We start from the raw sequence: 24,979 nt of genomic DNA on the forward strand, positions 1-24,979 counted from the left end.
TAGTGTTTTTAACAGAGAGATTATAAAATCATTACACTTTTTTACCCGCAACGACCGCTATTAAGTTTTCTTTACAGAAATACCGTTGCGCCAATATCTGAAGCTCATCGGAAGTTACTTCACGAATAGCTTTTAGCGTATGTTCGAAGAAATCATTTTCCAGACCGGATGTTTCGATAAAAATCCAAGCATCCGAAAGAGAAAAGGCACTCTCATACGAACGGCACATATCTCCCAGCATATAATTACGAACCATTTCCAATTCTTTGTCCGAAACCTTTTCCGTGCATAAAATATCCATTTCCTTATAGACTTCGGATATGAGAGGTTCTACATATTCATTTGCAGCTTCTGTACTGATACCTAGAACTCCGATGCCAGGATAGTTGACCAGTCCGGCACCGATTCCATATGTATATCCCTTATCTTCGCGAATGTTTGACATTAGCCGGCTTCCAAAATAACCGCCAAACAATGTAACAAGAACACGTAACTTTTGGTAATCCGGATGTTTCTGCCCGATAGAAAAAGCACCTATTTTAATAGAACTTTGCAAAGCATCTGCTTTTTCTACGAAGATACGCTTATTTTCTTCAGTTTCAGGCTTAAAAGCCTTATGATCAATCTTGCGGGAAGTATCACCCCATTTTGATTCTCCGAAATGATGCTCAATACAGTGTATAATTTCGGGAGTGACCTTTCCTGAAACATATACCGAACAATTATCAGAATGATAGTACTGGTGATAAAAATCTTTTAAGACCTGACTGTTGATACGGTCATAGTCTTCCAGCTCCGCATAGCGTCCCAAGGGATGTGACAAGCCGAACAAAGCACGGTTTAAACGCTTTCTTGCCATGACATCTACACGTTGGGCATTAACCAAGAACTGCTGTTTGTTGACATCTACCACAACCGACAATTCTTTCTCCGGAAACGCCGGTTCCTTGATCATCGAAGCTAAAATTTCAATTGTTTTAGGAAAATATTTTCCTAAAGAATATAATGTAATAAAGCCGTAATTCAATGATGAAGACAAATCCAGCCACGCGCCGTAATAATCCAGCTTCTCGGCAATCTGCGATGAAGAGAATGACCGAGTGCCTTCACGTAACATACGGTTTGTAAACATTGCCAGCAACGGTTGTGTCTGATTCCACTGTCCTCCTTTAACCAGCAGGTCGAATCGTACTACATCTTCACTTCCTACCTGGATGACATTCAGCGGCATTCCATTCGGCATTACCCTGCGCTCAGGAGCGGCAATAGAAAAATGGTCTATTTGACGTATTTTCGGAGCTTTTGTTCTGTCTAAGGCCATTACTTCATTTCTTTATGTTCGTGCAAAAATTTTTCCGCACGAGCCAAATCCTGCGGAGTATCTATTCCAATCGTTTCTACTTCACTGATACCGACTTTTATGGTATATCCATTTTCCAGCCAGCGCAATTGTTCCAGTGATTCTGCCAGTTCCAAAGAAGACTGTGGTAAAGAAGTGATTTCTTTCAATACACCGGCGCGGTAAGCATATAGTCCGATATGTTTATAATATGTATGTTCCTTCAGCCATTCCGACTTATCCTTGTTACGCTGATAAGGAATGATGGAGCGACTGAAATACAAGGCATTCATATTTTTACTGACCACTACTTTCGGAGAGTTTACATTCTCCAGCGCATCAAAGCCGTCAGCCGGGGTAAAAGGTTTCACCAATGTTGCAATCTGAGTCGATTCATCATCGAAACAAGCTTTAATAGCCTCCAGCTGAGATTGCTGGATAAACGGCTCATCACCCTGAATATTGACAATAACATCGTATCCTTCACCTACTTTGCAAAATGCTTCGTAGCAGCGATCTGTACCACTTTTATGGTTTACTGAGGTCATTACGACCTTTCCTCCAAAAGCCTTGACAGCTTCTTCTATACGTACATCGTCGGTCGCTACGTATGCTTCATCCAAGATTCCGGATACTTGTTCATATACTCTTTGAATAACGGTCTTCCCGCCCAGCATCGCCAGTGGCTTTGCCGGAAAGCGTGTGGAAGCATATCTTGCTGGAATTATTCCGATAAATTTCATGGCATTCATACTTTTTATTGGTATGCAAATTTACAAAAAAAATCTATTTTTGTATTCAAAACTTCATAAATATGAAAACTGCATATCGTTGTGTCATTTGCTTGGGATCGAACTTAGAAGGTGAATATCATTTGTCTGCAGCAAGGAAAATATTAGACAATACTTTTCCCTGCATATCGTGGGGGCAGATTATAGAAACGCCTCCTGAGGGTACAAACAATCCTTCTCCTTATCTGAACCAGGCTGCTGTAATGAAAACCGACATGTCTGCCGAAGACTTGAATTCTTTTTTCAAGGAAATAGAAAAAAAATGCGGAAGAACTCCTGACGGGAAACTGAGAGGAATTATTCCGCTGGATATTGATTTATTGGTGTATGACACAATCCTTCTGAAACCCGCAGACATGGAGAAGAACTATGTCCGACAGGCTCTGGCTTCAATCAGAGAATCATGACATCAGACCAGTTTTATGTAACCTAAACGTGTATAATGCACGCCATTGCTTTCATAGTGTGACATGACTTTTGCCGACGACAAATGCAGTACTTCGTGAAGGTTGATTTTGCGGCTATGGCAGCTTAGCACATTGGGCGTCTGACTTCGTGCAGCGGCTTTTACGAAAAAGGTATAGCGGTTCCCGTCACGATCGGCTGCCAGCACATTCTGATCCACATAGAAATCGGCTTTGTAAGTATCTACTTGCAGACGGACATTCAGTACAGTGAGAAACATATCTTTCAACTTTTCTCCCACTTCACCGATATAACGGCTTACAGACGATATATGCCTTTTCTGGATTGTCAGTTCGAAATGTACCTTGGCAAACTTTTTGGCAAGAGCAACCAATGGTTCATAGCGCTTGGTTTCGACAACAAATTTATTTGCCAGCCAAAGCACATACGAGGGATCTACATAAAAAATCTCGGCCAGGCGCTTGCCTCTGTATTTACCAAAAGGAATGATATCGTCCGACTGCCCATAACAATCTTCGAACGCAGCATTATCCTGCACATCGAGGAAAACGTTGCAATTCTGGAGTAACGCAAAGGCTCTTTCGGCTGCTGCATCGAATGTTACGGCCAGTGTCCGTACAAACAGCGGAGTCTTATCGTCGGCAAATACCCGCCAAAAGCCGTAATAAGGGCGGTAAGGAGTCGGCATGCTGATAATATATTTGCCATTATTCAATATTCTTCCACGATTAAACACTTCGATTCGGTCGAAAACTTTGGCTGCAAGTTCAGGAGATAGCTGGTATAAGGTAAGATTACGATCCATTACAATCCTCCTTCTTTTTTATAGGTTTCTGCAAGATAAAGAAAATTATCCGAATATCCAACGGCGGAAACATAAAAAAACGTGCTGACATTTCAGAAAGAACGTCAGCACGTTTGTATTAAAACATCGGCACGTTTTTGGAGTCCTATGCCGACAAGTTTGCTTAGTTGGAATTTTTATTGGAAGAATACATCATCCAGTTGGCTATTATTGTCCTCTTCCATTTCAGTAAGCTTATCCTTGCACGGGTCAAAATCCTGAGGAATATCGAAATATTCATCTTGAGAATACCCCAATGACTTGTCGGCATAAACTTTCTGCATGTATAAGCCCCATACCGGCAGTGCCATTGAAGCACCTTGTCCATCGCGCATCGTATCGAAGTGGATATCACGTTCTTCACCGCCTACCCAGCAACCCGAAACCAATGAAGGAGTGAATCCCATAAACCAACCGTCCGAATTACGGTTCGTTGTACCTGTCTTACCACCCATATCTGCTTTTATTCCATACAGACGGCGAACACGTCCACCGGTTCCTTCGTTGATTACAGCACGCAACATGACGAGCATCTTGTAAGCACTCGATTCGCTGATAACTTCTTCTACCTGCGGTGTAAATGTTGCAATAATGTTGCCTTCGTTATCTTCTATACGAGAAACAAAGAGCGGCGCAGTGCGAATACCCCGGTTGGCAAAAGCCGTATAAGCACTGACCATTTCGCCTACTGAAATTTCGCATGGTCCCAGACACAAAGATACTGTAGGCTGAATATCTCTGTTCAGGACACCAAACGAATGGATCAGGCGAACCAGAGCATACGGGTTAAGCTTACTCATCAGGTAAGCAGAGATCCAGTTATTGGAGTTGGCCAGTCCCCACTTCAACGTAACCATTTCGCCGTAATGCGACTTGGAACTGTTTCTCGGAGTCCACGCTTTTCCATTTTCATCGAACAAGGTCTGTTCAACATTTCTTACCTCGTCGCATGGCGAGAAACCGTTTTCCATAGCCAGCGTATATAGATAAGGTTTAATGGTTGAACCAACCTGACGGCGTCCGACCATAGCCATATCGTACTGGAAATAATTATAGTTAAGACCACCCACGTAAGCCTTTACATAACCGGTAATCGGATCCATCGACATGAATCCCGCACGCAAGAAATGTTTGTAATAGCGGATAGAATCCAGCGGAGTCATAATAGTATCCTTTTCTCCGTCCCATGAAAAGACTGTCATTTCATGTTTGGTATTGAATGCCCTGCGAATCTCTGCCTCCGAACAGCCCGCTTCCTTCATCTCACGGTAACGGTCGGACTGACGAACGGAACGTTCCAAAATCTTGTCGACCTCTTCCTGAGTAAGTTCGTTGGTATACGGAGCAGTCTTACGTCCGTATTTTTCCTTGAAGAAGCGCGGTTGCAAGTATTTCGCTACATGTTCGTACACAGCCTCTTCGGCATACTGCTGCATGTGCGAGTTGATAGTTGTATAAATTTTCAGTCCGTCGGTATAGATGTTATAGTTTGTTCCATCCTTTTTCTTGTTCTTTGCACACCATCCGTACAGCGGATTGTTTTTCCACGCCAGAGAATCCTCATAATACTGCTGCTTTTGCCAGCCTCTGTAGTTTGAGCGCTCAGGTTTCTTTGCAGTCATAATTCTACGCAAATACTCGCGGAAATAAGTTGCCAGTCCGTCTTTATGGTCAACAGGCTGGAATTTCAGTGTCAGCGGCAATGCCTGCAGTGAATCCCGTTCGGCTTTGGTAATATAATCGGCCTTGTACATCTGGTCGAGCACCGTGTTACGGCGTCCGCGCGAGCGCTCGTTGTACCGGCGAGGATTATACAGCGACGGATTCTTGCACATACCTATCAGCGTAGCAGCTTCCTCTATTGTAAGATCCTTCGGGTCTTTCGAGAAATAAGTCTTGGCGGCAGTCTTGATACCTACTGCATTGTTCAGAAAGTCGAACTTGTTGAGGTACATAGTCAGGATTTCTTCCTTGGTGTAATAACGTTCCAGTTTTACGGCAATCACCCATTCTATCGGCTTTTGCAGCAAACGTTCCATTACATTATCTGCAGTAGGCGAATAAAACTGCTTAGCCAGCTGCTGTGTAATGGTACTGCCACCTCCTGCATGTTTCTGCATAAAGATACCACGTTTGATAACAGCACGCATAAACGCACGGATGTCTATGCCGGAATGTTCGCTGAAACGTACATCCTCTGTTGCAACAAGTGCATGTACCAGATTAGGCGACAGATCATTGTAGCCTACATATACACGATTTTCCTTACTGTAAGACCAGGTACCCAGCAACTGACCGTCGTCGGATATAATCTGGGTTGCAAATTTCAGATTCGGGTTTTCCAGTTCCTCCACCGGAGGCACATAACCAATCCACCCTTTTGCGATAGCTGTAAAGACTACAGTTACCGATAATACTCCTAATGCGAGCAATGCCCACAACACGTATATAAATTTCTTCCTCATGATAAATTAATATGCTATACCTATTTAATTTACAACAATTTCTGCGGAAATAAATTTGTTCCCGGCAGAATGAATTAAGAAAACGTGCAAAAATAAGGAAATTCACTGGAATAAACGAATAAAACAATATGAGAAGTTACTGAGTTTTTGTACAAAAAATAGAATGATTTGTACAAAAGATAAAATTTTTCGTACAAAAAATAAGAAAACACAATGACGGGGAAATAAAAACTTCAGTGAATTTATATGAAAAAAGAGTGGCGCTTTTATTTTTTTTGCCTACCTTTGAACTCCGGTATTATAAAAACAATTCATAAAACCGAAAATATGGAAAATAGAAGTTTAGTAACCATTGCCAATCATTCTAAAGAACGTATCCTTTATCTTTTGGAAATGGCAAGAGAGTTTGAAAAGAAACCCAACCGTCACTTACTGGATGAAAAAATCGTTGCAACCCTTTTCTTTGAACCTTCCACGCGTACTCGTTTAAGTTTTGAGACTGCGGCAAACAGACTGGGTGCCAAGGTTATCGGATTTACAGACCCGAAGGTGACAAGTTCTTCAAAAGGTGAAACACTGAAAGATACCATTATGATGGTAAGCAACTATGCCGACATCATCGTAATGCGTCATTATCTGGAAGGAGCGGCACGTTATGCCAGTGAAATTGCTCCGGTGCCTATTGTCAACGCCGGCGATGGAGCCAACCAGCATCCTTCTCAGACAATGCTCGACCTCTATTCCATATATAAAACACAGGGCACACTGGAGAACCTGAACATTTATCTGGTGGGCGACCTGAAGTATGGTCGTACGGTACATTCCCTGCTGATGGCCATGCGCCACTTTAATCCGACCTTCCATTTCATCGCACCCGAAGAACTGAAAATGCCGGAAGAATACAAACTGTACTGCAAGGAGCACAACATTAAATATATCGAGCATACGGATTTCACGGAAGAAACCATTGCCGATGCGGACATCTTGTACATGACACGCGTACAGCGGGAACGTTTTACCGACCTGATGGAATACGAACGGGTGAAAGATGTGTATATCCTCCGCAATAAGATGCTGGAACATACTCGCCCCAACCTCCGTATTCTTCATCCGCTGCCTCGTGTAAACGAGATTGCTTACGATGTAGACGACAACGAAAAAGCATACTATTTCCAGCAGGCTCAGAACGGACTTTATGCCCGCGAAGCTATTTTGTGCGACGTACTGGGCATTACACTGGACGAAGTTAAGGCGGACACCGAAAGATAAATAAACTTTTTAAACAAATTAATCAAGAAAGATTATGAACGAAAAGAAAGAACTGCAGGTAGCCGCCCTTGAGAATGGAACGGTTATCGACCATATACCCTCGGATAAAGTATTTACAGTTGTTGCACTGCTCGGATTGGAAAACACGGACAGCAACATCACTATCGGAAATAATTTCGAAAGCAAGAAGCTGGGAAAGAAAGGCATTATCAAGGTGGCCGACAGATATTTTACTGACGAAGAAGTGAGCCGCCTGTCGGTTGTTGCCCCCAACGTAAAGCTGAACATTATCCGCCATTACGAAGTAGTGGAGAAAAAGCAGGTGCTGATGCCCGACGAGCTGAAGGGTATCGTGAAATGCAACAATCCGAAATGTATTACCAATAACGAGCCGATGCAGACGTGGTTCCATGTTATCGATAAGGAACAGGGTATCTTGAAATGCCACTATTGCGAAAAAGAGCAACAGAAGGATAATATCAAACTGATCTGATAACCGTATGAAGCAAGACTGGAAGCCAGGAACAATGATTTATCCGTTGCCAGCCGTGCTGGTCAGCTGCGGTAGTTGTAAAGAAGAATATAACATCATCACTGTGGCGTGGGTAGGAACCATCTGTACCAATCCGCCAATGTGTTATATATCTGTCAGGCCGGAACGGCACTCCTATCCTATTCTGAAGAAGAATATGGAGTTCGTGATTAACCTGACGACTAAAGATATGGCTTACGCAACAGACTGGTGTGGGGTGCGATCGGGCAAGAACTTCAACAAGTTCGAGGAGATGCATCTTACCCCGGGACCGGCTTCTGTGGTACGGGCCCCGATCATCGAGGAGTCGCCCTTGTGCATCGAGTGCAGGGTAAAGGAAATTGTATCACTAGGCTCGCACGATATGTTTATCGCCGATGTGGTAAACGTAAAGGCTGACGAGAAATACCTGGACTCCGATACGGGAAAGTTCGACTTGGCAAAATCGAATTTACTGGTTTATGCGCATGGAGGCTACTACGAAATGGGCAGTAAAATCGGGAAATTCGGCTGGTCGGTAGAAAAGAAAAAATAGAGCGTTAATATGAAAAAAGCTGCTTTTATCCTCATGGCAAGCCTCCTGCTGGCAACGAATCTTCAAGGCCAGTCGAGAGGGAGCAGACGGGATGCCTCGCGCGACCCGCTGGTCAACGTGGGGGTAAAAGCAGGCTTTAATTCGTCGATGTTCTTTATAGACCGCCTCTCGGTAGGAGGACAGGAACTAAACGATATCCAAAACAACTACAAAGTAGGTTATTTCGGGGCATTTTTTTGCCGTTTTAACCTGAAAAAGCATCATTATCTTCAGACAGAAATTTCTTACAATGTTTCAAAAGGAAGTATTTCCGTTGCCAGTACGGCCGACAACCGGGATATCTTGCAGCATAGTGCACTGGTAAAGACTTCCATAAATTCCATCGACCTGCCTGTGCTTTATGGGTATAAATTTGTGGATGCACGCCCGTATGGAATGGCATTCTTTCTCGGTCCGAAAGTGTCGTATAATTGGAGAAAACATTGCAAGAACGAATATTCAGGCTTCTATCAGCAAAACATAACAGAAAAACTCCATCCGTTTTGTTACAGTGCCGTAGTGGGACTTGCGGTCAATGTTTCGAATATCTTCTTTGACTTCCGTTACGAAGCAGCCCTGCATAATATGGTGAAAGCGGTAACGTTCGACAAGAATCTTACCGAATCTCCTTATTGCGACCAGGATATATCTCTCAAGCGACGAAAGAATGTACTGAGTTTTTCATTGGGAGTAATTTTTTAACGAACATAATATTACCTTTTTAAAATGCTATAACATGAAAAGAGACGATTTGATTTTTGACATCATTGAAAAAGAACATCAGCGCCAGCTGAAAGGTATCGAATTGATTGCATCCGAAAACTTTGTGAGTGATCAGGTTATGCAGGCTATGGGTTCATGCCTTACCAATAAATATGCAGAGGGTTATCCGGGCAGACGATATTATGGCGGCTGCGAGGTGGTAGACCAGAGCGAACAGATTGCTATCGACCGTCTGAAACAAATCTTCGGAGCCGAATGGGCAAACGTACAGCCTCATTCTGGTGCACAGGCCAATGCTGCCGTATTTCTGGCTGTATTGAACCCGGGAGATAAGTTCATGGGACTGAATCTGGCACATGGTGGTCATCTTTCTCATGGTTCGGCTGTCAATACTTCGGGTATCATTTATACTCCGTGTGAATATAATCTGAATAAAGAAACCGGACGTGTAGATTACGACCAGATGGAAGAAATCGCATTGCGCGAACATCCTAAGATGATTATCGGTGGTGGTTCTGCTTACTCGCGTGAATGGGATTACAAGCGTATGCGTGAAATAGCCGACAAGGTAGGTGCTATTTTCATGGTAGATATGGCTCATCCCGCAGGTTTGATTGCCGCTGGCTTGCTGGATAATCCGTTGAAGTATGCTCACATTGTTACTTCTACTACTCACAAGACTTTGCGTGGTCCGCGTGGTGGTGTAATTCTGATGGGTAAGGACTTCCCTAACCCATGGGGCAAAAAGACTCCTAAGGGAGAAATCAAGATGATGTCTCAGTTGCTCGATTCTGCTGTATTCCCGGGCATTCAGGGTGGACCGCTGGAACATGTCATCGCTGCCAAGGCTGTAGCATTCGGCGAATGTCTGCAACCTGAATATAAGGAATATCAGAAGCAGGTTAAGAAAAATGCAGCTGTGCTTGCACAGGCTTTGATGGACCGTGGTTTTACCATCGTTTCCGGCGGTACAGACAACCATTCTATGCTGGTAGACTTGCGTAGCAAATATCCAGATCTTACGGGTAAGGTAGCCGAAAAGGCATTGGTTTCGGCCGATATTACCGTAAACAAGAATATGGTTCCGTTTGATACTCGTTCTGCTTTCCAGACTTCAGGTATTCGTTTGGGAACTCCGGCTATAACGACCCGTGGTGCTAAAGAAGATTTGATGTACGAAATTGCAGAAATGATAGAAACCGTATTGTCGAACGTAGACGATGAGAAAGTTATTGCTTCCGTTCGTGCACGTGTAAACGATACGATGAAGAACTATCCGATTTTTGCTTATTAATAAAGTCCGTTTCTGTTTTTTATCAGGAATGTGGAGGAAAAGGTAAACAAATGTCCTGATAAATTGTTTCTCTGACGGTACTTAATAAAATATGAATATATGAAAAAAACGAGTTTTATGGCTATTTTACTGAGCTCATGCTTGGTACTTAGCAGTTGCGGTTCTTTGAATAATACTGCCAAAGGTGGTATGATTGGTGGCGGAAGTGGTGCTGCATTGGGCGCTATTATCGGTGGTATTGCCGGACAGGGCAAAGGAGCTGCTATCGGTGCTGCAGTAGGTGCTGCCGTCGGTACAGGTGCCGGTGTCCTGATTGGAAAGAAAATGGACAAGGCTGCAGAACAGGCTGCCCAGATTCAGGGTGCTGAAGTAGAACAGGTAACTGACAACAATGGCTTGCAGGCAGTAAAAGTTACTTTCGATTCTGGTATCTTGTTTAGTACAAGCAGTTCATCTCTGAGTACTTCTGCCAAGGCATCACTCAGCAAGTTCGCAAACAATGTATTGAACCAGAACCCGGACATGGACGTTGCCATTTACGGATATACTGACAATACTGGCTGGAAAAACAGTACAGCTGCCGAAAGTGTACAGAAAAATCAGGAGCTGTCTCAGGCACGTGCCCAGAGCGTTTCAAGTTATCTGCTGGGATGCGGCGTTGCAACTTCACAGATTAAAAGTGTAGAAGGTATGGGAGAAAGCAATCCTGTTGCAGACAATAGTACTGAAGCGGGACGAAAAGAAAATCGTCGTGTAGAAGTATATATGTATGCCAGCCAGCAAATGATTCAGCAGGCAGAAGCTGGAACATTGAAGTAAAACTCAGCTATTCCTGAAAATAAAAAATCCAACTGAATAATCTGGAACGATTTTCAGTTGGATTTTTTATGTCTTTACAAAAAGAGAATTTATCTTTCTCACTCTTCTGTTCTGGTTTCATCGCCTTTCAGTATCGGTAAGGTTATCTGATATTTAACGGCAAGAATACGAACGATGAAAACCGTAACCCCTCCCATTATTTGTGAAATGTACGTTTCCAGTCCTATCTGCAGGCAAATCCAGTAAACCAGTCCTCCTATGACACATGCCATTGCGTAGATTTCCTTACGGAAAATCAATGGAATTTCATTGATGAATACATCACGAATGACTCCTCCTGCCGCTCCCGTTATACTACCCATGATGATAGCTACCCAGAAAGGATAGCCCAACGAAATGCTTTTTCCAAAGCCTACAACGGTGAACAAGGCCAATCCGATACTGTCGAAAAGAAAGAAGGTGTTGTTCAAGTGAATAAGATATTTCCCAAAAATGATAACAAAGAACATTGCAAAGGCAGTACAGATCAAGTAAATAGGGTCTGTCATCCAGACAGGCGTGACGTTTAGCATAACGTCACGCAAGGTTCCTCCACCGATTGCTGTTGCCAGACCTACAATGTATGCGCCAAACCAGTCAAATCGTTTAGCTGATGCCAGGCGGATGCCACTGATGGCGAAAGCAAATGTTCCTATAAAATCAAGTATCTGAACAAATGATGGCATTTTATATTGAGTTTATTAATAATTACCAAGTATAACTTACACCAAAGCTAAGCAGTTCCTGTAACTGGAAGTAACTGTCTTCCGGATCGGCTTTAGAAACTGAATCGTCGAAACGAGTATGAACAAACAGTTTCGTAGAGAAGTATTTGTTGAAAGCAAAGGTGAAGGTATTTTCCCATTCCGACAAGACTTGTTCATAGTTTGTCGTATAAGAAAAACGAGACTCCCATGTCAGACCAGTCAGGACAATCCATTTCAACGTAGCTTCCAATCGGGAACCCAACTGGTTCTTTACTTTCTCTCCCGCATCGATATTAAACTTTGTAGGATCGATTCTATCACTTGCCACACTATAGCGTGTGTAGTTGAACGGATTAATCAGTACAGACAAATTACAAACTGCGTCTCTTGTATACTTATAATCCATACCGATACCGATATTCAACTCAGACGGAGATAATAAAGAAGAAACCAAGTTGTCGGAGTTCGTTTCATAATTGGAAAAGAACTGTGTCTTAAATTCTGCCGAAACCGTATAATACCAGTTGGTAATGGCTTTATAACCAAATTTTGAACTTAAACGGATCAAGTCTTCACTTGTCTTATATTGATGCACGGTATCAGACGGAGCTGAGATAAAACCAAGTTTCCACTCCAGTTTGTTCTCGAATTGTATTTTTTGCTTGTCGTCATAGTTAAGCTGCAATACAGCTCCCGAAAGTAACGAAACCGTACTTTCACCTCCTTTGTACCAGTTGTCTGAAATATAGTTCTGTGAGAATTGTGCATATCCATTTCCGCTGAAAGACCAGAAGTTCGGTTTTACAACCAGCAAGTCCTTTTCTCTCACCTGTCCGGTTTGCGAAGCTGCTCCCACCAGATAAAATACTTTTTCTTTTTTGGGCTTTCTTACCTTCAACTTATCCGATAAAGGTTCAATTCCCTTCAAATCATTTTCATTTTTATGCACCAGATTAGGATACTGTAGATAGAACGTAAGCAACTGTTTGTTTACCTCCTTATTAATATCAGCCGATTGTGTCAGCCGTGGAACCTGAAAAACAGAATCTTTTATGGCATCTTCCTTTACAAAAGGAATAACAGGTTTCCAGTCGTCTATGGAGAAAGCCTGCTCAATCGGTTCTGAATAATAAGTAGCCGGCACAATAAGCTTGTAAAAATCTGGATTAGAACGAATCCACGATGGAGCCTCCGGTAAGAAAATATCATCCCAGCGGTCCAGCATATCCTGATAATTTTGACGGAAACCGTATAAAAAAGCTTGGAATTTTTTTACGGAAGGGTTAATCCGTAAAGACGCTGATTGCGCCATTTTCGCTTTCACAGTTTCTACAACCTTCTTACGGTATACTGTATCGGCGGAACTAGCTTGTTTCAGACCCTCTGCTTGCTTGATACTTTCTGCAATCGTATCGTTAGCTAATGTTAAGTCTTGTAATTCCTTAGCCTGACTCGCTTCATTTATCAGGAAGGACATAGTTATAAACATACCTAGTGTTTTCATTCTTATTCTTATTCTTATTCGTCAATTTTCCTGCAAAAATACAATTAAATTTAGTCATATAAAATGATATTATAACAAATTGTGTCCTTGTTTTTACTCAAGTTCTTGTCGACTAATTAGTTCTTTGTAATGTTTTGTTGTTTTCCTTGTGGGAGATTTGGCTTTTTTTTATAATTTTGCAACTTTGAATAGTAGTGTTAGATTAATAAATCACTTTAAAACAATTATATTGTGGCAGAAACAAAGTACATTTTCGTAACAGGTGGTGTTGCCTCTTCATTAGGTAAAGGTATTATATCATCATCTATCGGTAAATTGCTGCAGGCCAGAGGCTACAGCGTAACTATACAAAAGTTCGACCCGTATATCAACATTGACCCGGGAACCTTGAACCCTTATGAACACGGAGAGTGTTACGTGACAGTCGATGGGCATGAAGCCGATCTGGACTTGGGACATTACGAACGCTTCCTTGGTATTCAGACAACCAAAGCGAATAATATCACAACCGGCCGTATCTACAAGAGTGTTATCGATAAGGAACGTCGTGGTGACTATCTGGGCAAAACAATTCAGATTATCCCTCATATTACCGATGAAATTAAGCGTAATGTCAAATTGCTGGGAAATAAATATAAGTTCGATTTTGTCATTACAGAAATTGGTGGTACAGTAGGTGATATCGAATCATTGCCTTATCTGGAAAGTATACGCCAGTTGAAATGGGAATTGGGCAAGAATGCCTTGTGTGTACACCTTACTTATGTTCCTTATTTGGCTGCTGCTGGTGAACTGAAGACTAAACCGACTCAGCATTCTGTAAAGGAACTTCAATCGGTAGGTATTCAGCCTGATATTCTGGTATTGCGTACGGAGCATAACCTTAATACCAATCTGAAGAAAAAAGTTGCTTTATTCTGTAATGTAGACGACAATGCTGTAGTACAGTCAATGGATATGCCGACAATTTACGAAGTGCCTCTCCGCATGCAGGAACAGAAGCTGGATGTAACTATCCTTGAAAAGATGGGACTTCCTGTCGGTGAAACTCCAGAACTTGGTCCATGGAAAGAATTCCTTAACCGCCGTCATAATGCAACTGAAAAGGTTACAATCGGATTGGTTGGAAAATATGATTTGCAGGATGCCTACAAGTCTATTTTGGAAGCATTGTCACAGGCAGCAACATATAACGACCGCAAAGCAGACATCCACTTCATCAACAGTGAAAAGTTGAATGATGAAAATGTTGAGGAAATGCTGAAGGATATGGATGGCGTTATTATCTGTCCGGGATTTGGTCAGCGTGGAATTGAAGGAAAGTTCGTTGCCTTGAAATATTGTCGTACACACGATGTTCCGACCTTCGGTATTTGCTTGGGTATGCAGTGCATGGCTATTGAATTTGCTCGTAATGTATTGGGATATGCAGATGCAAACAGTCGTGAAATGGATGAAAAGACTCCTCATAATGTAATTGATATCATGGAGGAACAAAAGTCTATTACTAATATGGGTGGAACGATGCGTCTGGGTGCTTATGAATGTGTACTCGATCCGAACTCAAAGGTATATCAGGCTTATAAGACTGAACATATCCAGGAACGTCACCGCCATCGCTATGAATTCAATAATGATTATAAAGCTGAATTCGAGAAAGCTGGCATGAAATGTGTAGGTATCAATCCGGAATCTGATCTGGTAGAAATCGTAGAAATTCCTACTTTGAAATGGTATATCGGAACACAATTCCATCCGGAATACAGCAGTACGGTATTGAAACCACATCCTCTTTTCTTATCGTTCGTCAAAGCGGCTATCGATAAATAATAGGTATTAATTTGTAAATAGAAAGAAATGGACAAAAACACGTTAGTGGGATTTGCCTTAATTGGAGCGGTTATTGTAGGTTTCGGAATCTACAATCGCCCCAGTCAGGAGGAAATGACACGTGCACAACATTATCAGGATTCAATTCAGGCTGTAGCACAAAAACAAGAGCAGATGCGTAAAGCTCAAGAAATTGCAGCATCACAGCCTGTATTGCCGGATTCTACATCTCTGTTCTTTCAGTCTTCGCAGGGAACAGAGCAATTTACTACGTTAGAGAACGATTTGGTTCAACTTACCTTCTCGAACAAAGGTGGACGGGTTTGCAAGGCCATGCTAAAGGAATACAACGACCAGCAGCATCAGCCTTTGGTTCTTTTCGATGGAAAAGATGCTTCTCTGAGCCTTGGCTTTGATGGTAAAAATGAAAACATACTGAGCAGCCAAATGTATTTTCAGGCTACAGATGTAACAGACAGCACTGTTACCATGCGTCTGAACGCAGCCAATGGCGGTCATCTGGATTTCATCTATAAGTTGCTCCCGAATTCATATGTAGTAGACTTTACCGTTCAAGCAAACGGCTTGCAGAATTTCTTCTCTCCTTCTGTTAAGACCATGAGCGTAGACTGGAAACAGCGTGCTCGTCAGATGGAAAAAGGTTACACTTTCGAACAGCGGTATACCTCACTTACTTACAAGCCTGTAGACGACAGTTTCGACTACTTGAGTGAAACAAAGGATGAAAAAGAAACCATTCCAGAAGTTCTTGACTGGGTAGCTTTCAAGAATCAGTACTTTTCGTGTGTCTTCATGGCAGAAAAGAATTTTGAAAATGCAACGCTCGAGTCAAAGATGGAACAAAAAGGAAGTGGTTACATGAAGAGCTATTCAGCTGAAATGAAGGCGGCTTTCGATCCGACAGGAGCACAGCCCAGTCATTTCCAGTTCTATTTCGGACCGAATCACTTTAAAACTCTTTTAGCTTCCAATGATTTGTCGTTCAAGGATAAAGATCAGGAACTTGAAGATTTGGTTTATCTGGGATGGCCGATTATTCGTTTGATTAACCGCTGGTTCACCATCAATCTTTTCGACTGGCTGTCAAGCTGGGGACTGAGTATGGGTATCGTAATCTTGCTGATGACCATTATTGTTAAGATTCTGGTACTTCCGACTACTTGGAAATCATTCATTTCGTCGGCAAAGATGCGTGCATTGAAGCCGTATGTCGATAAGATCAATGCTAAATATCCGAAACAGGAAGATGCGTTGAAGAAACAACAGGAAACAATGGCACTATACAGTCAGTATGGTGTAAGCCCGATGGGAGGATGTCTTCCTATGCTTATCCAGACTCCGGTGTTCATGGCACTGTTCTTCTTTGTGCCTAACGCTATTGAATTGCGTCAGCAGAGCTTCCTGTGGGCAAGCGACCTTTCCGCATACGATGACTTAATCAGCTGGAGTACCCATATTCCTTTGCTGGGAACTCACCTGAGTTTGTTCTGTCTGTTGTTTAGTATAACAACAGTTTTGAATCAGATCATCATGATGAAACAGCAAGATATGGGCAACAATCCTCAAATGGCTGCCATGAAGTGGATGATGTACATCATGCCTGTCATGTTCTTCTTCATCTTCAATGAGTATGCTTCCGGATTGAGTTACTATTATTTCATTTCAGGTTTGATCGGTATTATTACCATGTGGATTATGCGCCGTATGACCGATGAAAAGAAATTGCTGGCACAACTTGAAGCTAATAAGAAAGCTCCTTCAGAGAGAAAGACAAGCGGACTGATGGCTAAGCTGGAAGCTCTGCAGAAAGAGCAGGAGCGCCTTCAGAAAGAACGTCAGGAACGTATGAATAAGAAATAATACTTTCTTGCATAATAATCAGAATGCAGGTAAATCGGGAAAACAAATTCTGGTTTACCTGCATATTTTTTATCTCAGATTTTCAGGTAGCATTTACCTTATGATAAGTCTTTACAGAAAATAAAGGTACTATAAAGTGTAAGCCGTTTCAAGGCAAAAGCAGAAAGAACGGTAAACTCCCATGCTATATCCAAAGAAAAATCTCCCAGCTCTTATCTGATATTACATAAAAAAGCAGAAAGAGCAGAGAGATTTTTACATATAAAATTAAAAATGCAATGCCGTTTTGCAGATTGGCCTGAGAATTATTTCAAGCAATATAATTCGGAAGGCGTAGTTCGTTTCAACGGGATAACCTGAACTCCCCCATCTCCTATTGATATACCATATTGCTTGAATGCCGTTTCCACTGTTTTATATGCCAAGTCCGGATGATTGTTATCCTTACTCAGGTGGCAAAGCCAGAGATATTTCAGTCGGGAAGGGAAATGCTCGGCCAGATAATTAGCCATTTCCCGGTTACTCATATGTCCGTTAGGACCGGCGATACGCTCTTTCAGGTACCGTGGATAAGGTCCCATTTGCAGCATAGCTTCATCATAATTAGCTTCCAGTACCAAATAATCAGAACGGTCAATATATGTAGCCGCCGTATCTGTAATATGACCGATATCAGTCAGGAAAGAGAATATTTTATCTTCCACCTGTATGCAATATCCAACGTTATCCGTACCATCATGAGGCACCTCGAAACACGTTACATTAAAATCCCCCAGCTCAACAGTTTCCCCCTTGCGTATGAAACGAGTATGTTCGGCATCCAGCTTTTCTGTCATGCAATAACTCCGGTTGATACCGGCATGCACTTCCGGAGTTGAATAGATTGGAATATTATGCTTCTTCGCCAGATGACCTACCGCTTTGATGTGATCAGCATGATCATGGGTTACAAATACTGCACGCACAGTATCCAGATTCAACGCATAATCCTTGAATATCTTCTTTATATTTCGTATGCCAATACCCGCATCAATCAATATTCCACATGTTTTTGTCGCCAGGTAATAACAGTTGCCGCTGCTTCCGCTACCCAGACTAAGAAATCGTACCTCCATATATTATTGTATTCTTTATTTTTTGGAAGCACAAAAGTACAAAAAAGAAAGGAGCCTGCCAATATCCATGCAGACCCCCTTCCACAAATTACTATTCTTTTATAATCAGAATTCGAAGAATTTTTTCGCATTGTTGTAGCAGATATCTTCCACCATCTGCTGTACACGAGGCATTTCACATTCCGGAATTTCTCCGTTTTCTACATCATTACCCAGCAAGTTACACAAAGTACGGCGGAAATATTCATGACGCGGATACGACAGGAACGAACGAGAATCTGTCAGCATACCAACAAAACGGCTCAACAAGCCCAGCAGTGACAAGGCATTCATCTGTTTTTCCATACCATCTTTCTGATCGAGGAACCACCATCCTGAACCGAACTGAATCTTTCCCGGGATAGAACCATCCTGGAAGTTACCCAGCATAGTAGCAATAACTTCGTTGGCACACGGATTCAAGTTATACAAAATAGTCTTTGTCAGCTTGCCTTCAGTATTCAGTTTATCCAGGAACTTCGCCATAGCCTTTGCAGTCGTGAACTCACCGATAGAATCGAAACCGGTATCAGGGCCCAAAAGCTTGAACATCTTCGTATTGTTGTTACGGATAGCACCGTAGTGGTACTGCTGAGTCCATCCAGTTTCCCAGTCCATTTCAGCAAATACAATCAGCATAGCCGACTTGAATTTCAGGATTTCCTCCTTAGACAGTTCCGTACCACCATACACTTTATTAAAGATAGCTCTGATTTCTGCGTCAGTATAATCCTCAGCATAGAACTCTTCGATACCATGATCGGACAACTTACAGCCTTGTTCGGCAAAGAATTCATGACGTTTGCGCAAAGCAGCTACCATATCGTCGAATGAAGAAATAGTCACACCGCTTACTTCCGACAATTTTTCCATGTACGCACGGAAGTCTGCCGGAACTTCCACAGCCATAGCCTTGTCAGGACGCCATGTAGGCAACATCTTGATTTCAAAACCACTTTCGCGTGTTGCGATATGATATTCCAGCGAGTCGACCGGATCATCGGTAGTACATACTGTTTCAACATGATAACGGCGCATCAGGTTACGAGCAGAATATTCAGGAGTTGCCAGCTTAGCATTACATTCATCGAAGATTTCGCGGGCAGTAGACGGATTCAATATTTTTTCAATTCCAAAGCAAGTTTTCAATTCCAGATGAGTCCAGTGATACAGCGGATTACGGAAAGTATAGGGAACCGTTTCAGCCCATTTCTCAAATTTTTCCCAGTCGGTAGTATCTTTTCCTGTACAGTAACGTTCGTCCACACCATTACTACGCATTGCACGCCATTTATAGTGATCGCCACCCAGCCAGATTTCTGTAATAGACTTGAACTGATAGTCGTCGGCCACCATTTTCGGAATCAAGTGACAATGGTAATCGATAATAGGCATCTTGGCTGCATGATTGTGATACAATTCCTGCGCTGTTTCTGTTTTGAGCAGGAAATTTTCATCCATAAATTTTTTCATAAAGCTTTGTTTTTGAGTTTATGTATTTTGTTCGGTATTTTCATAAAAATCGAATAACGGTAGTAGAATTTGTGTTGTTCAACATCTATTCCGTTTTATTTGCCGTTATCGAACACGAAAGTAGAAATTTTATTTGGAATAACAAAATATTTCGTATATTTGCAGCGATTATTTAATAAAATTAATCTCTGAAAAACAGAAATAAAACGTCAACTATAAATATTTTTTACTGCTGATTAAATAATATTTTCGTCTTTATACCTTTCTTATAAAGAGAAAATTTTAATTGTAAAAATACGGAACTTAAAATATACAAGTATGAAAGCATTAAACAAAGAAACTGCAAACAAGACAGTTCGTCCTGAGAGAATCATTCAATTTGGTGAAGGTAATTTCTTGCGTGCATTTGTAGACTGGATTATCTATAACATGGACCAGAAGACAGATTTCAACAGCAGTGTAGTTGTCGTACAGCCTATCGACAGAGGTATGGTAGACATGCTGAACGCACAGGACTGCCTGTACCACGTTAACCTGCAAGGACTCGATAAAGGCAAAACCGTAAACAGCCTGACACTTATCGACGTTATCAGCCGCGCACTGAATCCCTATACACAAAACGACGAATTCATGAAACTGGCCGAACAGCCTGAAATGCGTTTCGTAATCTCAAATACAACCGAAGCCGGTATCGCTTTCGATCCTTCTTGCAAGCTGACCGATGCTCCTGCCTCTTCTTATCCCGGAAAACTGACTCAGTTATTGTATCACCGTTACAAGACCTTCAACGGCGATATGTCAAAAGGTTTGATCATTTTCCCGTGCGAATTGATTTTCCTGAACGGACATAAACTGAAAGAAACCATCTACCAGTACATCGAATTGTGGAACCTGGGCGACGATTTCAAGAACTGGTTCGAAAAAGCCTGCGGCGTATACGCTACACTGGTAGACCGTATCGTACCGGGATTCCCGCGTAAGGAAATTGCTGAGATTAAAGAAAAATTACAGTACGATGATAACTTGGTTGTACAGGGCGAAATTTTCCACTTGTGGGTTATCGAAGCTCCGCAGGAAGTTGCCAAAGAATTCCCTGCCGACAAGGCCGGACTGAACGTATTGTTTGTACCGTCTGAAGCTCCTTACCATGAAAGAAAAGTTACCTTGCTGAACGGTCCTCACACCGTATTGTCACCGGTAGCTTACCTGTCGGGCGTGAATATTGTCCGCGATGCCTGCCAGCATCCGGTTATCGGCAAGTACATCCACAAAGTAATGTTCGACGAGCTGATGGAAACGCTGAATCTTCCGAAAGAAGAACTCGAGAAATTTGCTCACGATGTATTGGAACGTTTCAACAATCCGTTTGTCGACCATCAGGTTACTTCTATCATGCTGAACTCATTCCCGAAATTCCAGACTCGTGATCTGCCGGGATTGAAAGTATATCTGGAACGTAAGGGCGAACTTCCGAAAGGACTTGTACTGGGTCTTGCTGCCATCATCACTTATTATAAAGGTGGCGTACGTGAAGATGGAGCAGAAATCGTACCAAACGACGCACAGAACATTATGGATCTGCTGAAAGAGCTTTGGGCTACAGGCGATACTCAGAAAGTTACCGAAGGCGTATTGGGAGCAGAATTCATCTGGGGCGAAAACTTGAACAACATCCCGGGACTGGCCGCTGCCGTAAAAGCTGACCTGGACAGCATTCAGTCTAAAGGTATGCTGGAAACAGTAAAATCTATTCTGTAATTAATTGTTAGAAATTCCATAAAAGAAAGAGGGCAAATATCCTGTAAGATTTAGGATATTTCCCTCTTTTCTTATTTATACATTCCGGCTTTTATATTGAAAATATCTTTACATGATTCAAATCCGGCTTCTCTGCTGGAAAATTCCTCCGGATGCCTCTACAGCACTCTCTGCAGGGGTTGTGAAAAACGTGCCGAGAAAAAAATATTTTTTGTACAAATTTTAAAAAAACGTCGAGACAAATTGTCCAAAACGTGCTGACGTTTTTTGCAGAAGATCTGCGGCTTCTCATTCTATTAAATTTTTCCTTACAAACATCTGTTCGAATTTTATATCCAGCTTGCAGCTTTTCAGGATTTTTAGATTAACTTCTTTGCCTGTCTGTTTCAGTAGGTTTATTCAGGATGACAAAGATACAATTTACCCCTCACCTCCTTCATAGATACTGCCGATTTCCGATTGTTTCAGCAGCAGCGTGAAGGACGTGAAGGGCAAAAAGGGTAATTAATTTCTTAAAACAGACTTATTTTACCGGAATGCGGATAATTCCGGCCTTCACGCCCTTGGCCGTGGCTTGAAGTTCTATATCGCCAACCTTTTCTCCCGACTGAACGATCACCGTAAGCATACCTCCGAAAGCATGCATTTCCGGCTTGTGGAATAAATCGAGACAGGTAGGATCGCCGTTTGCCGAAGCACGGTACTTACCTGCTCCCTTCACTTTGAAGCTGACCAGCCGTCCGTCGTTCGGACACAAGTTGCCATCCTTGTCGACAATACGTAACGTAACATACGCCAAGTCCTTACCATCCGCCTGAAGCGAAGTACGATCCGTTACCAGTTCAATGTGATGCGGCTTGCCTGCTGTGCGGATAGTCTTTTCGGCGGCCGGATTACCCTGTTCGTCGTAAGCCACCACCTTCACCTCTCCCGGCTGGTAAACCGCATCGTACCACATCAACCGGTAGCGGTTTTCCACCGTTCCATCCTTACGCTTGGTCTGCCGCCCGTAACTCTTTCCGTTGATGAATAACTCAGCCGAAGGGTAATTTGTATATACAAACACCGGAGTCTTTTCTCCCTCACGTCCTTCCCAGTTCCAGTGCGGCAGGATGTGCAGCGTTTCAGCCTCCTTGTTCCATACACTACGATACAGATAATAACGATCTTTCGGAATAGATGCCAGATCGATGATGCCGAACATCGAACTATGGTTCGGCCATGCATTCGTATCATACGGGCTTGGCTCACCTAAATAATCGAAGCCCGTCCATACAAACTGTCCGATGGTCCAGTCGTGATCTTCAGCACGAGCAAAATCAATGTCAGGAATATTCGACCAACTGCAATACTCCAGATCGTACGACGACGACTGATGGTCATCGTACATCGCACCTGCCTTACGCTCCACCGGGAACTTATATACGCCGCGTGAGCTGACGGTAGACGACGTTTCCGACCCAAGAATGAGATTTTGCGGCAAACGCTCGTAAGCCTCGTCGTACATGTGTGCACGATAATTCAGGCCCGGAATATCCAGCATAGCAGCAAAGCCGTTTGCCAGCACACTCTTCACCTGATCCATACCGCAAGTTACCGGACGCGTCGGATCCTCCCGATGGCAGATATCCTGCAAGAACTTCGCCACCTTGTAGCCTTCCGGACTCCACTGTGTAGGCACCTCGTTGCCGATACTCCACATCACGACACACGGATTGTTCCGGTACTGGCGGAGCATGTTCACCATATCCTTTTCCGCCCACTCGTTAAAGAAGCGGTGATACCCGTTGTCACACTTGGCAATATCCCATTCGTCGAACGGCTCAAGCATCATCATGAAGCCCATTTCATCGCAAAGCTCAACCAACTCGGGCGCAGGCATGTTATGTGAAGTACGGATCGCATCACATCCCATGTCCTTGAGCAACGTCAACTGATGACGGAGTGCCGCCACATTGACAGCCGCTCCCAAAGGCCCCAGGTCGTGATGATTGCACACTCCCTGAAATTTGCGGCGTTTCCCGTTCAGGTAAAAACCTTTGTCGGGCACATATTCTATGGTACGAATACCGAAACGTGTAGTATACGTATCGAGCAACGTATCGCCTGCATAGATTTTCGACACCGCTTTATACAATATTGGAGTTTCGGGCGACCAAAGTTTCGGCTGCTCCACAATAAAATTCTGCGTAAAAGGCTGATCGTGATTAATGTATCCCTTATTAGTCTTGGTCGAAACCACCTGTCCATCGGCATCCACAATGTCCGTCGTCACAGTTAGCTCCGTCTTTTCTGCATTCAGAATCGTAGTATGGAGGCAGACAGAAGCATATTCATCCTTCACAAACGGAGTCGTAATTTGAGTACCCCATACCGGTACGTGAATTTTTTCCGTCGTTACCACATGCACATTCCGGTAAAGTCCTGCACCCGGATACCAGCGCGATGACTGAGGACGATTCTCCAATCTCACAGCAAGTACGTTATTTTTACCATCTTCATTTACCAGTCCGGTAACATCACAATAAAACGAATTATAGCCATAAGGCCAAAAGCAAGCCTCCTTTCCGTTGACGAACACTCGTGCCTCACTCATTGCCCCGTCGAAAATCAGTGTGGTCTGTTTGCCGGGAGTAGAATGGAATGTTGTACGATACCATCCCGTACCCACGTATGGCAGCCCTCCCGTACGTCCGGTCTTCAGGCTTGCCTGAGTTTCAAAATTCTGTGTAACAGCTACATTCTGCAAATCATTATTCTTGTCGAAAGGTCCGAAAATAGCCCAGTCGTGCGGAATGGTTACAGTTTCCCACTTGGTATCATTAAACCCGGTAGCTTCGGCGTCGCTCACCTCTCCTTTCGTAAACTTCCATCCTTTTTCCAGCAAGTATTCACTTCGCTGAGCATTGAGATTTAAAGTCAGGCAAAATCCCATTGCCATGAGATAAAATGTCTTCATTCTTGTTTCTCTTAATATTAAAATGTTAATGATTTTTTATATTCTATTCCTTGTTTTTGCTGCGTGAGAAAAGTTTTTTTAAGTGCAGATGTGACTACGTCTTAGTATCTTTTTCACTATCAGATTGTAAGGGCTCAACAAAGATACGATTTCTTGGCAGAAGAAAAAGTATAGTTCATGGAATATTGTCTAAAAGTCTTGTGGATTCAATTGAAATTAGAAAGGTTACATTATTGTGAAAGCTTTGTCACTGTAAAAAATTTAGTAAAGCAAAGTGCTTTAAAATGTAAGTAAATTTTAATATGAAATTGCCAGTTCTTTTCAAAAAATATATCATACGCTATGACTAAAAAGACTTCCTGATTAAAATGAAAATTTTACTATTATTGGTAATCATACTTATTCATAAAGATTTTTCAGGCAATACACTTTAACCGTTAAAGAGATTAAGCATATAAGATTTGTATTCCTAAATATTGTAGATTCTTTATCAGAATGAGGATTTTCTTCTTCTTTTTTCCTTTTTTTATGGTATTATGTTTTTATCTTTGTGAAATAATATAGAATAATTGATTTAGAGAATGGAACAAAAATTTAA

General features: G+C 42.4%; 19 protein-coding genes. 10 read left to right on the forward strand and 9 right to left on the reverse strand.

Translation table 11 applies throughout. The features are described 5' to 3' along the window. Window positions 1–31: 31 nt before the first annotated feature. Complete coding sequence (locus ACZM60_RS06605) at window positions 32–1,321, reverse strand: M16 family metallopeptidase (RefSeq protein ID WP_021971861.1); 1,290 nt, start codon at window positions 1,319–1,321, stop codon at window positions 32–34. Beyond that, on the reverse strand, window positions 1,321–2,082 hold the full coding sequence (gene kdsB / locus ACZM60_RS06610; protein ID WP_021971862.1) for a 3-deoxy-manno-octulosonate cytidylyltransferase: 762 nt from the start codon (window positions 2,080–2,082) through the stop codon (window positions 1,321–1,323). Before kdsB ends, ACZM60_RS06605 begins: the two co-directional genes overlap by 1 nt. A gap of 71 nt (window positions 2,083–2,153) precedes the next feature. Here kdsB and ACZM60_RS06615 point away from each other — a divergent pair, with 71 nt between their 5' ends. Continuing rightward, window positions 2,154–2,537, forward strand: coding sequence for a 2-amino-4-hydroxy-6-hydroxymethyldihydropteridine diphosphokinase (locus tag ACZM60_RS06615; RefSeq protein WP_489521097.1), 384 nt, complete (start codon window positions 2,154–2,156; stop codon window positions 2,535–2,537). 2 nt (window positions 2,538–2,539) lie between these two features. Here ACZM60_RS06615 and ACZM60_RS06620 read toward each other — a convergent pair whose 3' ends face one another. Then, on the reverse strand, window positions 2,540–3,361 hold the full coding sequence (locus tag ACZM60_RS06620) for an exodeoxyribonuclease X C-terminal domain-containing protein (protein ID WP_021971864.1): 822 nt from the start codon (window positions 3,359–3,361) through the stop codon (window positions 2,540–2,542). 176 nt (window positions 3,362–3,537) lie between these two features. Further along, window positions 3,538–5,865, reverse strand: a complete 2,328-nt coding sequence (locus ACZM60_RS06625) for a transglycosylase domain-containing protein (RefSeq protein ID WP_021971865.1) — start codon at window positions 5,863–5,865, stop codon at window positions 3,538–3,540. A gap of 327 nt (window positions 5,866–6,192) precedes the next feature. Here ACZM60_RS06625 and pyrB point away from each other — a divergent pair, with 327 nt between their 5' ends. From pyrB to ACZM60_RS06655, 6 genes are all read left to right on the forward strand, one after another. Beyond that, window positions 6,193–7,134: an aspartate carbamoyltransferase gene (gene pyrB, locus ACZM60_RS06630; RefSeq protein ID WP_340318496.1), complete on the forward strand. Its 942-nt coding sequence runs from the start codon at window positions 6,193–6,195 to the stop codon at window positions 7,132–7,134. A gap of 34 nt (window positions 7,135–7,168) precedes the next feature. Further along, on the forward strand, window positions 7,169–7,627 hold the full coding sequence (gene pyrI, locus ACZM60_RS06635; RefSeq protein WP_021971867.1) for an aspartate carbamoyltransferase regulatory subunit: 459 nt from the start codon (window positions 7,169–7,171) through the stop codon (window positions 7,625–7,627). 7 nt (window positions 7,628–7,634) lie between these two features. Beyond that, complete coding sequence (locus ACZM60_RS06640) at window positions 7,635–8,201, forward strand: flavin reductase family protein (protein WP_021971868.1); 567 nt, start codon at window positions 7,635–7,637, stop codon at window positions 8,199–8,201. Window positions 8,202–8,210: 9 nt separating this feature from the next. Beyond that, the gene (locus ACZM60_RS06645) at window positions 8,211–8,942 is read left to right on the forward strand and encodes a porin family protein (RefSeq protein ID WP_021971869.1); all 732 of its coding nucleotides are present in this window, start codon (window positions 8,211–8,213) and stop codon (window positions 8,940–8,942) included. A gap of 34 nt (window positions 8,943–8,976) precedes the next feature. Then, window positions 8,977–10,257: a serine hydroxymethyltransferase gene (glyA, locus tag ACZM60_RS06650; RefSeq protein ID WP_021971870.1), complete on the forward strand. Its 1,281-nt coding sequence runs from the start codon at window positions 8,977–8,979 to the stop codon at window positions 10,255–10,257. A 99-nt stretch (window positions 10,258–10,356) separates the two neighbouring features. Then, window positions 10,357–11,076, forward strand: a complete 720-nt coding sequence (locus tag ACZM60_RS06655; RefSeq protein WP_489521098.1) for a YiaD family glycine zipper/OmpA-like lipoprotein — start codon at window positions 10,357–10,359, stop codon at window positions 11,074–11,076. Between the two features lie 98 nt (window positions 11,077–11,174). On the opposite strand, the gene ACZM60_RS06660 is transcribed toward ACZM60_RS06655, so the two are convergent. After that, complete coding sequence (locus tag ACZM60_RS06660; protein ID WP_489521099.1) at window positions 11,175–11,801, reverse strand: trimeric intracellular cation channel family protein; 627 nt, start codon at window positions 11,799–11,801, stop codon at window positions 11,175–11,177. Window positions 11,802–11,823: 22 nt separating this feature from the next. Continuing rightward, window positions 11,824–13,326, reverse strand: coding sequence for a DUF3078 domain-containing protein (locus tag ACZM60_RS06665; RefSeq protein WP_489521100.1), 1,503 nt, complete (start codon window positions 13,324–13,326; stop codon window positions 11,824–11,826). Between the two features lie 231 nt (window positions 13,327–13,557). Between ACZM60_RS06665 and pyrG the strand changes: the two genes are divergently transcribed. Further along, on the forward strand, window positions 13,558–15,156 hold the full coding sequence (gene pyrG / locus ACZM60_RS06670; RefSeq protein WP_021971875.1) for a CTP synthase: 1,599 nt from the start codon (window positions 13,558–13,560) through the stop codon (window positions 15,154–15,156). 27 nt (window positions 15,157–15,183) lie between these two features. Next, window positions 15,184–17,037 (forward strand): membrane protein insertase YidC, encoded by a 1,854-nt coding sequence (yidC, locus tag ACZM60_RS06675; RefSeq protein ID WP_021971876.1) that lies wholly within the window; start codon window positions 15,184–15,186, stop codon window positions 17,035–17,037. Between the two features lie 305 nt (window positions 17,038–17,342). Here yidC and ACZM60_RS06680 read toward each other — a convergent pair whose 3' ends face one another. Both ACZM60_RS06680 and uxaC read right to left on the reverse strand, forming a co-directional pair. After that, entirely contained in the window at window positions 17,343–18,152 is an 810-nt protein-coding gene (locus ACZM60_RS06680) for an MBL fold metallo-hydrolase (RefSeq protein ID WP_021971877.1), read from the reverse strand. 105 nt (window positions 18,153–18,257) lie between these two features. Beyond that, window positions 18,258–19,664 (reverse strand): glucuronate isomerase, encoded by a 1,407-nt coding sequence (gene uxaC / locus ACZM60_RS06685; protein WP_340318491.1) that lies wholly within the window; start codon window positions 19,662–19,664, stop codon window positions 18,258–18,260. 318 nt (window positions 19,665–19,982) lie between these two features. On the opposite strand from uxaC, the gene ACZM60_RS06690 reads away from it, so the two are divergent. Continuing rightward, window positions 19,983–21,422: a tagaturonate reductase gene (locus tag ACZM60_RS06690; protein ID WP_489521101.1), complete on the forward strand. Its 1,440-nt coding sequence runs from the start codon at window positions 19,983–19,985 to the stop codon at window positions 21,420–21,422. 523 nt (window positions 21,423–21,945) lie between these two features. Here the strand turns inward: ACZM60_RS06690 and ACZM60_RS06695 are convergent. After that, window positions 21,946–24,381, reverse strand: a complete 2,436-nt coding sequence (locus ACZM60_RS06695) for a glycoside hydrolase family 2 TIM barrel-domain containing protein (RefSeq protein WP_489521102.1) — start codon at window positions 24,379–24,381, stop codon at window positions 21,946–21,948. Window positions 24,382–24,979: the final 598 nt, after the last annotated feature.

Source organism: Phocaeicola sp. (assembly GCF_057861905.1).